The sequence below is a fragment of the Streptomyces sp. TSRI0281 genome (assembly GCF_001905125.1).
GTDB lineage: Bacteria > Actinomycetota > Actinomycetes > Streptomycetales > Streptomycetaceae > Streptomyces.
Genome location: NZ_LWLE01000036.1, coordinates 337727 through 353377, shown reverse-complemented (window position 1 = coordinate 353377; position 15651 = coordinate 337727). Strand labels below are relative to the sequence as shown.

The window sequence follows — 15651 nt, the reverse complement described above, 5'->3', positions numbered from 1 at the left end:
TCTTTTCCCGGGCCTGCCTCGCGGCGCGGCGTCTCGCTCCTGCTTCGCGGCGCTGCGTCTCGGCCCTGCTTCGCGGGCCTACTTCTCGGTCTTGTCCTTCGCCGGGGCGACCGGCTTGCGCAGCTGGATGTTCAGCTCGCGCAGGCGGGTCTCGTCCAGCTCGGTGGGAGCGCCCATCATCAGGTCCTGGGCGTTGCCGTTGAGCGGGAAGGCGATCGTCTCGCGGATGTTCGGCTCATCGGCGAGCAGCATCACGATGCGGTCGACGCCCGGAGCGATGCCGCCGTGCGGCGGGGCGCCGAGGCGGAACGCGCGGAGCATGCCCGCGAACTCGTGCTCGACGGTCTCGCGGTCGTAACCGGCGATCTCGAACGCCTTGAGCATCAGCTCGGGCTCGTGGTTCCGGATGGCGCCCGAGGACAGCTCGATGCCGTTGCAGACGATGTCGTACTGCCAGGCGAGGATGTCCAGCGGGTCCTTCGTCTCCAGGTCGTCCAGGCCGCCCTGGGGCATCGAGAAGGGGTTGTGCGAGAAGTCGATCTTGCCCGTCTCCTCGTCCTTCTCGTACATCGGGAAGTCGACGATCCAGCAGAACCGGAAGACGCCCTCCTCGAAGTGGCCGGACCGCTTGGCGGCCTCGACCCGGACGGCCGACATGATCTTGGAGACCTCGTCGAACTCGCCCGCGCCGAAGAAGATCGCGTGGCCCGGGACCAGCGCGAGCCGCTCGGTGAGGGTCTTGACGTCCGCCTCGGTGAGGAACTTGGCGATCGGACCGGCCAGGGTGCCGTCCTCGCCGACGCGCACCCAGGCGAGGCCCTTGGCGCCGTGCTCGACCGCGTAGGCGCCGAGGCCGTCGAAGAACTTCCGGGACTGACCCGCGGTGTCCGGCACCGGGAGGGCGCGGACGTGCTTCCCGGCGAACGCCTTGAACTCGGAGTCCGCGAAGACGTCGGAGATGTCGACGAGTTCCAGCTGGGCCCGCAGGTCCGGCTTGTCGTTGCCGTACTTCAGCATCGACTCACGGAACGGAATGCGCGGGAACGGGGAGGTGACGTGACGGCCGTTGCCGAACTCCTCGAAGAGCTCGGTCATCAGCTTCTCGATCGGCCGGAAGATGTCCTCCTGCTCGACGAACGACATCTCGACGTCGAGCTGGTAGAACTCGCCCGGCGAACGGTCGGCGCGGGCGTCCTCGTCGCGGAAGCACGGCGCGATCTGGAAGTAGCGGTCGAAGCCCGAGATCATCAGCAGCTGCTTGAACTGCTGCGGGGCCTGCGGCAGCGCGTAGAACTTGCCGGGGTTCAGCCGGGACGGAACCACGAAGTCGCGGGCGCCCTCGGGAGAGGTCGCGGTGAGGATCGGGGTCGCCATCTCGTTGAAGCCGAGGGCGGTCATCTTGTGCCGGATCGCGGAGATGACGGCGGTGCGCAGCATGATGTTGCGGTGCATACGCTCGCGGCGCAGGTCGAGGAAGCGGTACTCCAGGCGCCGCTCCTCGTTGACCCCGTCCTCGGCGTTGATCGTGAAGGGCAGCGGGGCGGCCTCGCCCAGTACCTCGACCTCGGTGACCTCGATCTCGATGTCACCGGTCGGCAGTTCCGGGTTGACATTGTCGGCGCCGCGGGCGGAGACCTTGCCGTCGATACGGACGACGGTCTCCTTGGTCAGCTTCGCCAGGGCGTCGTTGCCGGGGGTGCCGGGGCGGGCGACGAGCTGCACCAGACCGTAGTGGTCGCGCAGATCGATGAAGAGGATGCCACCCAGGTCTCGGCGATTGTGCAGCCAGCCGCTCAGCCGGACGTCGGTACCGACGTCAGAGGCGCGGAGCTCGCCGCAGGTGTGGGACCTGTACCGATGCATCGTCGTTCATCCAGTCTTCGCGGTTCGGGGTGGATTGAGCCACCCCAGGCTACCGCCCACGCCCGCACCACTTCATTGCCTTTGCCAGTTCAAGATCATCCAGGGGCGGTGCGGGGCGCGCCCGGCACGCGTCCGCGGCCCGGCCGGTACGGGGACGGGCCGCGGCGACGGGCACCGGGCACGGACACCCGCACTCAGCGACCCCTCGGTGGCGTCGATCGCGGACATCTTCCTAAAGTGGGGCAATGCGCACCGAGGAAATCCTGGCCGCGATCGCGACAGGTCTGTGGCGCTGGGACAACGCAGCCGGCACGGTCACGCTCGATGCGGAGGCGGCCCGGTTGCTCGGCCTGCCCCCCGAGCCCGGCGTCTACCGGGAGGCCGCGGTGCGCTCCCGTTTTCACCCCGTCGACTGGAACGAGATCTACGGGGTCGTGAACCTGGCCGTCGCCGAAGGCACCCTGGCCGAGGCGCGGCTGCGGATCGTGGACGAGCGGGGCCGGGTCCTGCGCACCGTACGCAGCAGGTCCAAGCCGACCTACCCGGCCGACCACAGGTTCGAGAGCTATGTGCTGATCGGCACACTCCAGGAGGTCGCCGAGCCGCACCCGGGCGCCACCGCGGCGCACACCTCCATCACCGGGGACTGGCGCCGGTCCCGGGAGGCGTTCCTGCTGGACGCCGGGCGGGCGCTGGCGGAGGCCCGGTCCACCCAGGAGGTGCTTCGGGTCGCCGCCTCGCTCTCCATGCCCGGGTTCTCGCCGGACGGGCTCGCCGTGTTCGGCGCCGCCGGGGAGCGGCTGACCATCATCGGGCACCACGGGCACAACGCGGGGGACGAGGAACCGTTCACCGACATGCCGCTGGAGACCGACTATCCGGCCGCCGAGGTCGTCCGCACGGGGCGGGCCATCTATCTCCCCTCCCCCGACGACTACCGGCGCCGCTACCCGGCCACCTGGCCGCTCGCCAGCCGCTTCGGGCGCCGGTCCTGGGCCTTCCTGCCCCTGATCTCCGCAGGCCGCACGATGGGGGCCTGGATGGCGGGGTTCCGGCACCCCGTGGCGTTCTCGCCCGACGAGCGTGCCGTGCTCACGACGGTCGCGCGGATGCTCGCCCAGGCGCTGGCCCGTGCCGGGGTCGCCGAGACCGAGCGGGAGCTGTCACTGGGGCTCCAGCGCTCGATGATGCCGTCCCTCGGGCCGGACATCCCCGGCATGAGCGTGGCGGCGCGCTACATCCCGACCGGCGGCGGCCTCCAGGTCGGCGGCGACTGGTACGACATGATCCCGCTCCCCACCGGCCGCATCGCGCTCGTCATCGGCGACGTCCAGGGCCATGACGTGCGGGCGGCCGGCCTGATGGGCCAGCTCCGCATCGCGCTGCGCGCCTACGCCTCCGAGGGCCACCGCCCCGACGCCGTGCTCTCCCGTGCCTCGCGCTTCCTCTCCGGGCTCACCGAGGCGTACGAGGACCTGGGCGACGGGGACGGGGAAGAGCCCACGGCGCCGCGCTTCGCGACCTGTCTGTACGCGGAGGTGGACCCGGCCGAGGGGACCCTCGACATCGCCCGCGCGGGCCATCCGGACCCGGTGGTGATCAGCGCCGACGGCACCGCGGTGATCCGGCAGACCGCGGGCGGGCTGCCCCTGGGCATCGAGGCGGACTCGGACTATCCGACGACCCGGGTGGTCCTGGAACCAGGAGAAACGATCATGCTGTGCACGGACGGGCTCATCGAGACCGGCGGGCACGACATGGCCACCGGCTGGGCCCGGCTCAGGCCGGTCCTGGAGCAGCCCGTCGAGGACCTGGAGAAGCTCGCCGACGCGCTGGTGCAGGCCGTGCACGGACCGACCTCGCACTACACGACGGGGCCGCTGGCGGACCGCCGCGAGGACGACATCGCCGTGCTGGTGCTCCGTCGCGAGAGCTCCGCGACGCGACTGGCACCGCCGCGGCGCACCGCGCTGACGATCGCCCAGGCCGAGCCCGAGCGGATCGCCGTCGCCCGGCAGCAGCTGCGCGAGATGCTGCACGACTGGGCGGACGCGGAACAGGTCGACGCGGCCGTGCTGATGATCTCCGAGATGGCCACCAATGTGCTGGTCCACACGGACGGGGACGCGCTGATGGTCGCCGAGGCGGCCGGTGACCGCGGGGAGCGGCGGCTGCGGGTCGAGGTGGCCGACGGCAGCGACGAACTGCCGCACAAGCGGCGCCCCGGCGAGATGGCGTCGAGCGGACGTGGGCTGGTGCTGATGGAGATGCTGGCGGACTCGTGGGGGGTCGATCCCCGGGGCGAGGGGAAGTCGATCTGGTTCGAGCTGTACGAGTCGGCCGGGCCGGCGGAGGCGGGAAATTCCACGGAGGCGGGGGAAGGCCCGAAGCCGGGGGAAGGCCCGGAGGCGGTGGAGGGAGCGGAACCCCCTGCCGCGTGAGCGGGCCCCGGCCCCCGGCCCCGGAATGCCTCCCACGCGTCTCAGGCGCCTCAGGCGCCTCAGACGACGCGGGCGTACCGGGCGGCAGGAGCCGCGCGGGTCTCCCGGGCGGCCGGAGCCGTCCTCAGGCGCCCGACGGGCCCGGGGAGACGTCGGGGGGCGGGTCCGCCGGAGTTGCCGGGGAGGTCTCGCCGTAACCCTTCCTCAGTTCGCCGATCACACCGAAGGCCGCCGCGCACAGTGGTACCGCCAGCAGCATCCCCAGCAGCCCCGCGACGCTGGCGCCCGCGGTCAGGGCGATCATGATCATCGCGGGGTGCATCTGGACCGTACGGCTCTGGATCATCGGCTGGAGGATGTGGCCCTCCAGCACCTGGACCGCGAGCACCACCCCCAGGACCCAGAGGGCGATCACGAGGCCCCGGTCCGCGAGCGCGACGAGCACGGCGACGGCGCCGGAGAGGAAGGCCCCGAGATACGGGATGTACGCGCCGACGAAGACCAGCGCACCCAGCCCCACCGCACCGGGCACGTCCAGGATCAGTAGGCCGACCGTGATGCACAGGGCGTCGATCAGCGCGATGAACGTGGTGCCGCGCATGAAGCCCTCGACGGCCTCGAAGGCCCGCCGCCCCATGGCCTCCACGAGGTCGCCGGTACCGCGCGGGGCGACGGAGTGGGCGAGGTTCACCGCGCGGTCGGAGTCGCGCAGGAAGAAGAAGGTCAGCAGCAGGGCGAGGACACTGGTCGCCACCAGCGAGCCGATCAGGCTGATCCCGCTGAGCAGGCCGCCCGCCGCACTCGCGCCGAACTTCTCGACGAGGCTCTTGGCGTTGTCGGCGAGGTCGTTCACATTCGTGTCGTCGGCGACGCCGAAGTGGTCGACCACCCACTGCCCGGCGTCCTTCAGCGAGGCGACGATCTGATCGCCGGTGTCGATGAGCGCCGTGACGACGATGTACCCGGCACCGCCGACCACCGCGACGAGCGCGGCGCAGGTCAGTCCGGCGGCGAGGGAACGATTTACCTTACGGGCGGTCAGCCAGCGGTGGACGGGACCGAGCAGCGCGGTACCGAGCAGCGCCAGCAGCACCGGAGTGACCGCGGTCTTGAAGACGATGCACAGCCAGACGGCGACCGCGACGACACCGGTGACCAGCAGAACAACACCGCACCAGGCGGCCGTGCGCCGCGCGGTGTCGGGCAGGAGGGGTTTTTGGGTATGCACCCTCCCACCCGATCACAGCACGGGGCCTCTTTCCCACCCGCACCCCCGTACGAGTGAGCGAACGTCACATGCCGTGGACCGCGGGCACGGTGCCGAGGCGGCCGGCCTGGAAGTCCTCGAAAGCCTGCTTCAGCTCGGCCTGACTGTTCATCACGAACGGTCCGTAGTGCGCCATCGGCTCACGGATCGGACGGCCGCCGAGCAGGACGACCTCCAGGTCCGGAGCGTGGGCGTCCTGCTGCTCGTCCGCGCGGACGGTCAGCGAGGAACCGCTGCCGAACACCGCGGTCTGCCCCATGTGGACGGGGCGGCGCTCCGCACCGGCGGCGCCGCGTCCGGCCAGCACGTAGGCGAGACCGTTGAAGTCCTCACGCCACGGCAGGGTCACCTCGGCACCGGGCCGCACGGTGGCGTGGATCATCGTGATCGGGGTGTGGGTGACGCCGGGACCGTCGTGCCCGTCGAGCTCACCGGCGATGACACGGAGCAGCGCGCCGCCGTCCGGGGAGGCGAGGAGCTGGACCTCACCGCCGCGGATGTCCTGGTAGCGGGGGGCCATCATCTTGTCGGCCTTGGGCAGGTTCACCCACAGCTGGAGGCCGTGGAAGAGGCCGCCGGACATGACGAGGGACTCCGGCGGGGCCTCGATGTGCAGCAGGCCGGAGCCGGCCGTCATCCACTGGGTGTCGCCGTTGCGGATGGTGCCGCCGCCACCGTTGGAGTCCTGGTGGACGAAGGTGCCGTCGATGAGGTACGTGACGGTCTCGAAGCCGCGGTGCGGGTGCCAGGGGGTGCCCTTCGGCTCCCCGGCCTCGTACTCCACCTCACCCATCTGGTCCATCATGATGAACGGGTCGAGGTACTTGTAGTTGATCCCGGCGAACGCACGGCGCACCGGGAAGCCCTCGCCCTCGAAACCGCTCGGCGCGGTCGTGACGGCGAGCACGGGACGGGCCGCGGCGTCGCCCGAGGCGGCGACCTTGGGCAGGGTCAGCGGGTTTTCGACGGTCACTGCGGGCATGGGAGCCACCTCCGGGCGAGTGTTCTGCGTTCAATTTAGTTGAACAGTGAACATCCTGCAAGGTGCCATCCATTCCCGGGCGCGCCTCACACCCTCCCGGACAGGCACGATGCCCACCCGGACAGGCACGATCCGCCCCCGGACAGACGCGGCCGGTCCCGGACGGGCGCGATCCGGCCCGCCCCCGGGCAGCGGAAAGGGCCCGTGCCATCCATCGGTGGCGCGGGCCCTTCCCGGAGAGCGGAAGCCGGGGTTCAGCCGTACATGCGACGCATAGCGAAGTCGACCATCTGCTCGACGGCCTTGGCATCGAAGACCATGCGGTGATCGCCCTCCATGTCCAGGACAAAGCCGTAGCCCGTCGGCAGCAGGTCGATCACCTCGGCACCGGTGATCACGAAGTACTTGGACTCCTTGCCCGCGTACAGCCGCAGCTCCTTGAGCGTGGTGAACATCGGGATCACCGGCTGCTGGGTGTTGTGGAGGGCGAGAAAGCCGGGATTGTCGCCGCGCGGGCAGTAGACCTTCGACGTGGCGAAGATCTGCTGGAAGTCCTCGGCGGACATCGAGCCGGTGGTGAAGGCCCGTACCGCATCGGCCAGGGAGGGCGGCGAGGGCTCGGGGTACAGCGGCTGCTCGCCGTAGGCGCCGGCCATCTGCTGCTGTGCACCCTGGTTCTGGTCGTAGCCGTACATGCTGCAAAGAGTAATCGGACACATCTACGGCTTGAGGGGTTGCGCCTTATTACTGACGGGTAGCATCATCGGAGAGGTCAGCTGATATATCCACGCCGGCCTGCCGCCCGACCCGCATCACTCCCCGGGGCGCTGTGCGCCACTGCTATTGATTACGGAGCCTTCCCATGGGGCACTACAAGTCGAATCTCCGCGACATCGAGTTCAACCTCTTCGAGGTCCTCGGGCGCGACAAGCTGTACGGCACCGGCCCGTTCGCGGAGATGGACGTCGAGACCGCGAAGAGCATCCTCGACGAGGTCAACCGCCTCGCCGAGAACGAGCTCGCCGACTCCTTCGCCGACGCCGACCGCAACCCGCCGGTCTTCGACCCGGAGACCAGCACCGCGCCGGTCCCGGACAGCTTCAGGAAGTCGTACCAGGCCTTCATGGACTCCGAGTACTGGCGCCTGGGCCTGCCCGAGGAGATCGGTGGCACCACCTCCCCGCGCTCCCTGATCTGGGGCTACGCGGAGCTGCTGCTCGGTGCGAACCCGGCGGTCTGGATGTACTCCTCCGGCCCGGCGTTCGCCGGCATCCTCTTCGAAGAGGGCAACGAGGCGCAGAAGAAGATCGCGGAGATCGCCGTCGAGAAGCAGTGGGGCTCGACGATGGTGCTGACCGAGCCGGACGCCGGTTCGGACGTCGGTGCCGGGCGCACCAAGGCCGTGGAGCAGGAGGACGGCTCCTGGCACATCGACGGGGTGAAGCGCTTCATCACGTCGGGCGAGCACGACATGTCCGAGAACATCATTCACTATGTGCTGGCCCGCCCCGAGGGCGCCGGACCCGGCACGAAGGGCCTCTCGCTCTTCATGGTCCCGAAGTTCCACTTCGACTGGACCACCGGCGAGCTGGGCGAGCGCAACGGTGTGTACGCGACGAACGTCGAGCACAAGATGGGCCTCAAGGCGTCCAACACCTGCGAGATGACGTTCGGCGACAGGCACCCCGCCAAGGGCTGGCTGATCGGCGACAAGCACGACGGCATCCGCCAGATGTTCCGCATCATCGAGTTCGCTCGCATGATGGTCGGCACGAAGGCCATCGCGACCCTCTCCACGGGCTACCTGAACGCGCTGGAGTACGCCAAGGAACGCGTCCAGGGCACGGACCTGTCGCAGTTCATGGACAAGAGCGCGCCCAAGGTCACCATCACGCACCACCCCGACGTGCGCCGGTCGCTCATGACCCAGAAGGCGTACGCCGAGGGCATGCGCTCCCTCGTGCTGTACACCGCCTCCGTCCAGGACGCGATCCAGGAAAAGGAGGCCGCGGGCGAGGACGCCAAGGCGCTGCACGGCCTCAACGACCTGCTGCTCCCCATCGTGAAGGGCTACGGCTCCGAGAAGTCGTACGAGCAGCTGGCGCAGTCGCTCCAGACGTTCGGCGGCTCCGGGTACCTCCAGGAGTACCCGATCGAGCAGTACATCCGTGACGCCAAGATCGACACCCTGTACGAGGGCACGACGGCGATCCAGGGCCAGGACTTCTTCTTCCGGAAGATCGTCCGTGACCAGGGCGCCTCGCTGAACGCGCTCTCCGAGGAGATCAAGAAGTTCCTCTCGGGCGCCCAGGGCAACGAGGAACTGGCCGGCGCGCTGGACTCCCTCGCCAAGGCCGCCGTGGACCTGGAGGCGATCGTCGGCGCGATGATCACCGACCTCACCGCGACCGGCGAGGACGTCAAGAACATCTACAAGGTGGGTCTCAACACCACCCGCCTGCTGCTGGCCTCCGGCGATGTCGTCGTCGGTTACCTGCTGCTCAAGGGCGCGGCCGTGGCGGCCGAGAAGCTGCCGACCGCCTCCGCCAAGGACGTCGCCTTCTACCGGGGCAAGATCGCCGCCGCGAAGTTCTTCGCCGCGAACATCCTGCCGGGCGTCTCGGCCGAGCGCGCGCTCGCCGAGTCCGTCGACAACTCTCTGATGGAGCTGGACGAGGCCGCTTTCTAGTCCGCCCTCCCTGCTCTCGACCGCCCTCCGCGTTGGGGTCCACCACCCCGCGCTCTCGACCACCCTTCCGCGTTCGGGTCCGCCGCCCCGCGTTCTCGTCCGCCGCTCCGGCACCGCGGGAACACTGTGCACAACATCGCTACGGTCCGCCCCTCCCTGAGGGGCGGACCGTCTCTATGATCGGCATCCGGGTTCGGAGGGGGAGTGTCAGTCGTGAGTTCCATGGGTTCGGCCACGCGCACGTGGTCCGTACGGTGTGCGGCGGCGGCGGCCGCCGCACTGCTCGTCGGCTGCGGCAGCAGCGGTGGCGGTGGTGGCAGTGGCAGCGACGGCGAGGCGACGGCACTCGACAAGGCGCAGGTCGCGGCGTTGCTGCCGGACAAGGCCGCGATGCCGGGCTGGAAGCGGAGGGAGAACGCGTCGACCTCGCCGATGAACGCTCTCGCCAAGCGCACCCTCTGCCCGGTCAAGGGCAACGCAGGGTGCGAGAACTCCAGTTACATGGGCTCCGTCTCCTTCGAACGCGAGGACCGGGACGCCGCGGTCCGCTTCTGGCTGGTCGCGTACAAGGACGAGAAGGCCGCCGACGCCGCGTACGAGGTGCTCTGGAAGCACACCGCGCGCACGAACGGCCGCGAGAAGGCGGACCTCGGCACCCTGGGCGACGAACGCGACGCCCGCTCCGGACCCGAGGGGTACGGCGGCGCCCACAGCCTCACCGGACAGCTACGGGTCGGCACGACCGTGCTGTGGGCGGCCACGGACGCCCCCTCCGAGGACACGTTCGACAAGGACCTCGCCAAGGACCTCGCGGCACTGTTCGCGGAGCGTTCGCAGCAGGCGCAGAACGGCGAGAAGCCGTCGGCGAAGCTCGGCTCATAGGACGGCCCATCCGGCCGGGCTCGTTCAGATCACTCGTCCTACGGGGGGCACGATGACGGATCAGCGGTGGTACATACGGGGCGCGGCGGCCGGGGCGGCGGCGCTGCTGCTCACCGGATGCGGCGGCGGGGACGGGGCGCACGCCGCCTCCCTCGACAGGAAGCAGGTCGTGTCCCTGCTGCCGGACGCGCGGGCCGTACCGGGCTGGCGTACCCATCTGAAGCCGGAGGCCCTGAAGCCGAACCCGGAGTTCCCGCCCTCGGTGTGCCAGGTCACCGACGAGAAGAAGAGGGACGAGGTCTGCCTGGGCGCCACCGCCTGGGGGTACTCCGCCTTCGCGCGGACGTCCGACAGGACCGCGCTGAACTTCTGGGTCCTCGCGTACAAGGACGAGAAGGCCGCCGAGACCGCGTACGACGCCATGGCGCAGTGGTACGGCGGCGACCGGGTGGGCGTGGGCGCGCGCAAGGTGGACCTGGGCGGCCTCGGCGACCGGCGCGAGGCGAACCGCGCCGACGCCGGCACGATGGGCGGTCCGTCGACGATCGCGCAGCTCCGCGTCGGTACGACCGTGCTCGGGGTGAGCACCGGAACCGAGGGCGAGAACGTCACCCCGGACCGGGACGTCAAGGCGTTCAGCACCATGTTCGCCGAGCGCGCGCAGCAGGCGCAGGACGGTGAGAAGCCCTCGGCGGGGCTTCCCTCACCGTAGACACACGCGGGGCGCACGTACCCCACACGCGGGGCGCACGATCGGCATGTGCCACCGTCGGCCAACCGTCGGTTCTCCGGGGCGGTCCTCGTTACAGTGAAGAACATGAGTTCTCCCCTCCGCTTCGACCGTGCGCACACCGACGACCTGATGTCCTTCCTGGCGGCCAGTCCGTCCCCGTACCACGCCGTGGCGAGCGCGGCGGCCCGGCTGGAGAAGGCCGGCTTCCGCCAGGTCGAGGAGACCGCGGCCTGGGACGCCTCCACCGGGGGGAAGTACGTCCTGCGCGGCGGGGCGATCGTCGCCTGGTATGTACCGGAGGGGGCGAGTCCGCACACCCCGTACCGGATCGCCGGCGCGCACACCGACTCGCCGAACCTGCGGGTGAAGCCGCTGCCCGACACGGGCGCGTACGGCTGGCGGCAGGTCGCGGTGGAGGTCTACGGGGGCCCGCTGCTCAACACCTGGCTGGACCGCGACCTGGGCCTCGCGGGAAGGATCTCGCTCAAGGACGGCACCCACCGGCTGGTCAACATCGACCGGGCGCTGCTGCGGGTCCCGCAGCTGGCCGTGCACCTGGACCGCTCCGTGAACACCGAGGGCCTCAAGCTCGACCGCCAGAAGCACATGCAGCCGATCTGGGGACTCGGCGATGTCGCGGAGGGCGACCTGATCGGCTTCGTCGCCGAGGAGGCGGGCGTCGACGCCGCGGACGTGACCGGCTGGGACCTGATGCCGCACGCCATCGAGCCGCCGTCCTACCTGGGCCGGGACCGGGAGCTGGTGGCCGGGCCGCGGATGGACAACCTGCTCTCCGTGCACGCCGCGACCGCCGCTCTGGCCGCCGTCGCCGGGCAGCCGGACGCGGAGATTCCGTACATCCCGGTGCTGGCGGCCTTCGACCACGAGGAGAACGGTTCGCAGTCCGACACCGGCGCCGACGGCCCGCTGCTCGGTACGGTCCTGGAGCGCTCCGTGTTCGCCCGCGGCGGTTCGTACGAGGACCGCGCCAGGTCCTTCGCCGGGACCGTCTGCCTCTCCTCCGACACCGGCCACTCCGTGCACCCCAACTACGGCGAGCGCCACGACCCGACGCACCACCCGGTGGCCAACGGCGGGCCGATCCTCAAGGTCAACGTCAATATGCGGTACGCGACCGACGGCAGCGGCCGGGCCGTGTTCGCGGCAGCCTGCGAGAAGGCGGGCGTGCCGTGGCAGACGTTCGTCTCCAACAACTCGATGCCGTGCGGCACCACGATCGGTCCGATCACCGCGGCCCGGCACGGCATCCAGACCGTCGATGTCGGTGTCGCCATCCTCTCCATGCACAGCGCCCGCGAGCTGTGCGGTGCCGACGATCCGTATCTGCTGGCGAACGCCCTGGCGGCGTTCCTGGCGGGCTGACCCGACGCCTTCGACGGCCCCGGGGTGTCCTCCGCCCCCGGGGCCTTCCCATGTCCGCCCAACGCCTCCCCGGGACATGGTCGTTGCCGGGGCGGGTACCCGGTCGCTACCGGCCCGGAACCACCGGGTCGTCCAGGAGGGCAGTTTTCATGGGACTCGGAGGATGCATTCTTCTCATCGGTGCCGGGGCGATACTCGCCTTCGCGACCGACTGGGAAATGGACAGCGTCAACGTCGGTCTGGTCGGCTGGATCATGATGGTCGTCGGCCTCGTCGGGGTCTTCGTCTACATGAGCATCGCGCGCCGCCGCCGCATGGTCGTACCGCCCACCACCACCGTCGTGTCCGAGGACGACCGCCGGTACCAGTGACCCGCGCGTCCGGCCGGAGGAACGCACCGGCCGGGCGTGACCCTTCGCCGGCACCCCGGGCTCCCCCGATATTCTGAGACCCGTCCCGCGCCCCACCACGGGTGCGTCAGCCCGGAAGGAAGCCGTTCGTGGAGTTCCGGCTGCTCGGCACCGTCTCCGTCGACACGCTCGCCGGGCCGCTGCCGCTCGGACCGGCCAAACGACGCAGCCTGCTCGCCGCGCTGCTGCTGTCCGCCAACACTCCCGTCTCCGTCGGACGGCTGACGGACTCCCTGTGGGACGACGCCCCTCCACTGCACGCCCGCAGCGTCATCCAGGGCCATGTGTCCCGGCTGCGCGCCCTTCTGATCGGCGCCGACGCGGAGGCGTACGGGGTGGAACTGGTCACACTCGGCGACGGGTATGTGCTGCGGGTGCCGGAGACCCTGCTGGACTCCCAGCGGTTCGAGGAACTGCTGATGCTGGCGAGGGAGCAGCGCAGCCCCGCCGACTCCGTACTGATGCTCAAGGAGGCGCTGTCCCTGTGGCAGGGCCCGGCGCTCAGCGGTGCCTTCACCGGCCCGCCGCTCCGGGCGGCCGCGCACACGCTGGAGGAGTCCCGGCTGGCGACGGTCGAGCAGCTTGCGCGGGCCTACTCGGCGCTCGGGGAGCACAACCGCGCCGCAGCCGTACTGGGGACGGAAGCGGGCGCCCATCCGCTGCGGGAGTCGCTGGCGGCTGCGCTGATGATGGCGCTGTACCGGGCGGGACGTCAGTCGGAGGCGCTGGAATGGTTCCACCGCACAAGACGGCTGCTCGCCGATGAGCTGGGGATCGATCCGGGACACGAACTCGCCGACGCGTACGCGCTGATCCTGCGCGGCGACCCCGGACCCGACGACGGCCCGGACGGGGCGCGGCAGCCGGGCGCCTCACCGGGAACGGCACCGCGCGATCCGGCCCGAACCGGTTCCGGGACCTCCTCACCCTCGCACTCCTCACTCTCGTCCTCGTGCTCCTCGTCCTCCGCCGCCCCCGCCGCCCCCGCCCCCGCCCCCGCAGCGACCGCAGCAACCAACGACGGCGCCCCTGTCCTCGCCTCACCGCGCCCGCTCCCCCTGCTGTCCGCCGGAGAGCCGCACCCCACCGATCTGCTGCCCCGCGCACCCCGCGGCTTCCACGGCCGCGTCGCCGAGCTGGCCGACCTCACCCGGGCGGCGGCCGGCGAGGCACCTGTCTGTCTGGTCACCGGACCGGCGGGCGTGGGCAAGACCGCGCTGGCCCTCCACTGGGCGCACCGCAGCCCCGCGGCCTTCCCGGACGGACGGCTCTTCGCCGATCTGCGCGGATTCAGCGACTCGGGTGAGCCCGCGCTGATCGATGTCCTGCGCGAGTTCCTGCTGGCACTCGGCGTCGCACCGCGCCGCGTCCCCGAGACCGCCCCCTCCGCGGCGGCGCTCTTCCGCTCGCTGACCGACCGGCGGCGGCTGCTCGTGATCCTCGACAACGCCCGTGACTCCGCCACGGTCAGGCTCCTGCTCCCGGGCGGCACCGACTGCGTCACGCTGGTCACCAGCCGCCATCGGCTGGAGGGCCTCATCGCCTCGGACGCGGCCCGTCCCGTCCCGCTCGACACGCTCGAACCCCAGGACGGCACGGCGCTGCTCGCCGGGGTGCTCGGGGAGGAACGGGTCCTGGCCGAACCGGTCGCGGCCCGTCGGCTCGCCGAACTCTGCGGTGGCCTGCCGCTCGCCCTGCGCGTCACGGCGGCCCGGCTGGCCGGACGCCCGCAGTGGACGCTCGCCGTGCTGGCCGACGAACTGGCCGACGAACGCAGCAGGCTGACGTATCTCGACGTGGACGACACCGGTGTCTCGGCCGCCCTGCGGCTGACCGTGCAGCACCTGTCATCGGACTCCGTGCACCAGCTGGCCCGGCTCGGCCACCATCCCGGCAGCCACTTCGACCCGTACACGGCCGCCGCGCTCGCGGAGACGGACCCGGTCACCGCCGCGGCGGCACTGGAGCGGCTCGCCGCGGCCCATCTCGTCACCGAGAGGGGGCCGGGACGGTGGGTGCTGCACGATCTGGTACGCCTCTACGCCCGCGGTCTCGACCCCGTTTCCGGGCCCCGCGCCCTCTCCGCCGTCCTCGACCACTACATCGCCACCGCGCTCGCCGCCGCCGACATGGCCGAGCCGGGCGGTGAGCCCTGCTTCGTCCTGCCGGACGCCTACCACCACCCCGCCGCCGTACGGGACTTCCCCGACCGGGCGGCGGCGATGCGCTGGCTGGCCGCCGAGCGGGACGACCTGGCCCTGGCTGCCGTGGCTGCCCGCGCCGCCGGACTCGACGACCGGGCCTGGCGGATCATCCTGCTCCAGTGGCCGCAGATCGTGTGGCGGGTGCGGGACAGCTGGACCCCGATGCTGGAGCTGGCGCTGGACGCCGCCCGCGCCCGGAAGGACCCCTACGCGGAGTCGAGGGTGATCACTCTGCTGGGGTGGGTGCTGACGGAGGAGGGCAGGACCGCCGAGGCCGTCGCCCTGCTGGAGCGCTCACCCGGACTCGCCCGGCAGGCCGGTGACCGGCTCGGCGAGGCGACCGCGTTGATCAACCTGTCCGTCGTCCAGGCCGAACAGGGCGGGCTCGACATCGCGATGGAGGGGTGCGGTCGGGCCGTCGAGCTGGCCCGCGAGGAGCGCAACCGGCACACCGAGACGCTCGCCCTGCACCATCTCGCCCGGATGCAGCTCCGCGCGAACCGGCCCGCCGATGCCCTCGCATCGGCACGCACCGCGCTCGATCGGGGACTTGAGGGCGAGGAAGCGGCCCGGCGGGTTCTGCTGCTGACCGTCAGCGGCGAGGCCCGGCTGGCGCTCGGCGAGGAGCAGGACGGAATCCGGCTGCTCGACCGGGCGGCGGCGGAGGCGGAAGCCGCCGGATACGACGAGGGCGCGGCCCGGGCGCTGGAGGCACTGCTGCGGGTGACGGCGGTGGCGGAGTACCGCAGGCGGCACGAAGAGGCGTTGCGGCGGCTGGCCGACGAGGTCTGAACGCG

At 71.0% G+C, this 15651-nt stretch carries 11 protein-coding genes; 7 read left to right on the top strand and 4 right to left on the bottom strand.

Annotated features, from left to right (window positions below; translation table 11 throughout):
* Positions 1-78: 78 nt before the first annotated feature.
* Positions 79-1863, bottom strand: coding sequence for an aspartate--tRNA ligase (gene aspS / locus A6A29_RS38430; RefSeq protein ID WP_073727911.1), 1785 nt, complete (start codon positions 1861-1863; stop codon positions 79-81).
* A 245-nt stretch (positions 1864-2108) separates the two neighbouring features.
* On the opposite strand from aspS, the gene A6A29_RS38425 reads away from it, so the two are divergent.
* Positions 2109-4304 (top strand): ATP-binding SpoIIE family protein phosphatase, encoded by a 2196-nt coding sequence (locus A6A29_RS38425; RefSeq protein WP_079183193.1) that lies wholly within the window; start codon positions 2109-2111, stop codon positions 4302-4304.
* 124 nt (positions 4305-4428) lie between these two features.
* Here the strand turns inward: A6A29_RS38425 and A6A29_RS38420 are convergent, their stop codons facing one another.
* From A6A29_RS38420 to A6A29_RS38410, 3 genes are all read right to left on the bottom strand, one after another.
* A complete protein-coding gene (locus A6A29_RS38420; RefSeq protein WP_073727909.1) occupies positions 4429-5532 on the bottom strand; it encodes an AI-2E family transporter in 1104 nt (367 codons plus the stop codon).
* 64 nt (positions 5533-5596) lie between these two features.
* Positions 5597-6553, bottom strand: a complete 957-nt coding sequence (locus A6A29_RS38415; RefSeq protein ID WP_073727907.1) for a pirin family protein — start codon at positions 6551-6553, stop codon at positions 5597-5599.
* A gap of 254 nt (positions 6554-6807) precedes the next feature.
* Complete coding sequence (locus A6A29_RS38410) at positions 6808-7248, bottom strand: SseB family protein (protein ID WP_073727905.1); 441 nt, start codon at positions 7246-7248, stop codon at positions 6808-6810.
* A gap of 167 nt (positions 7249-7415) precedes the next feature.
* Between A6A29_RS38410 and A6A29_RS38405 the strand changes: the two genes are divergently transcribed.
* The 6 genes from A6A29_RS38405 (at position 7416) to A6A29_RS38380 (ending at position 15646) form a co-directional block, all read left to right on the top strand.
* Complete coding sequence (locus A6A29_RS38405) at positions 7416-9242, top strand: acyl-CoA dehydrogenase (RefSeq protein ID WP_073727903.1); 1827 nt, start codon at positions 7416-7418, stop codon at positions 9240-9242.
* A 213-nt stretch (positions 9243-9455) separates the two neighbouring features.
* On the top strand, positions 9456-10124 hold the full coding sequence (locus tag A6A29_RS38400; protein ID WP_143197144.1) for a hypothetical protein: 669 nt from the start codon (positions 9456-9458) through the stop codon (positions 10122-10124).
* Positions 10125-10176: 52 nt separating this feature from the next.
* Positions 10177-10836, top strand: a complete 660-nt coding sequence (locus tag A6A29_RS38395; RefSeq protein WP_073727899.1) for a hypothetical protein — start codon at positions 10177-10179, stop codon at positions 10834-10836.
* A 105-nt stretch (positions 10837-10941) separates the two neighbouring features.
* Positions 10942-12240 (top strand): M18 family aminopeptidase, encoded by a 1299-nt coding sequence (locus A6A29_RS38390; protein ID WP_073727897.1) that lies wholly within the window; start codon positions 10942-10944, stop codon positions 12238-12240.
* Between the two features lie 149 nt (positions 12241-12389).
* Complete coding sequence (locus A6A29_RS38385; protein ID WP_073727895.1) at positions 12390-12611, top strand: DUF6458 family protein; 222 nt, start codon at positions 12390-12392, stop codon at positions 12609-12611.
* 128 nt (positions 12612-12739) lie between these two features.
* Positions 12740-15646: an AfsR/SARP family transcriptional regulator gene (locus tag A6A29_RS38380; RefSeq protein WP_073727893.1), complete on the top strand. Its 2907-nt coding sequence runs from the start codon at positions 12740-12742 to the stop codon at positions 15644-15646.
* Positions 15647-15651: the final 5 nt, after the last annotated feature.

What these genes read in the sequence shown, in the direction of transcription:
- aspS (WP_073727911.1), bottom strand. Translation starts at nt 1,863, where the DNA reads ATGCATCGGTACAGGTCCCACACCTGCGGCGAGCTCCGCGCCTCTGAC.
- A6A29_RS38425 (WP_079183193.1), top strand. Translation starts at nt 2,109, where the DNA reads ATGCGCACCGAGGAAATCCTGGCCGCGATCGCGACAGGTCTGTGGCGC.
- A6A29_RS38415 (WP_073727907.1), bottom strand. Translation starts at nt 6,553, where the DNA reads ATGCCCGCAGTGACCGTCGAAAACCCGCTGACCCTGCCCAAGGTCGCC.
- A6A29_RS38410 (WP_073727905.1), bottom strand. Translation starts at nt 7,248, where the DNA reads ATGTACGGCTACGACCAGAACCAGGGTGCACAGCAGCAGATGGCCGGC.
- A6A29_RS38405 (WP_073727903.1), top strand. Translation starts at nt 7,416, where the DNA reads ATGGGGCACTACAAGTCGAATCTCCGCGACATCGAGTTCAACCTCTTC.
- A6A29_RS38395 (WP_073727899.1), top strand. Translation starts at nt 10,177, where the DNA reads ATGACGGATCAGCGGTGGTACATACGGGGCGCGGCGGCCGGGGCGGCG.
- A6A29_RS38390 (WP_073727897.1), top strand. Translation starts at nt 10,942, where the DNA reads ATGAGTTCTCCCCTCCGCTTCGACCGTGCGCACACCGACGACCTGATG.
- A6A29_RS38385 (WP_073727895.1), top strand. Translation starts at nt 12,390, where the DNA reads ATGGGACTCGGAGGATGCATTCTTCTCATCGGTGCCGGGGCGATACTC.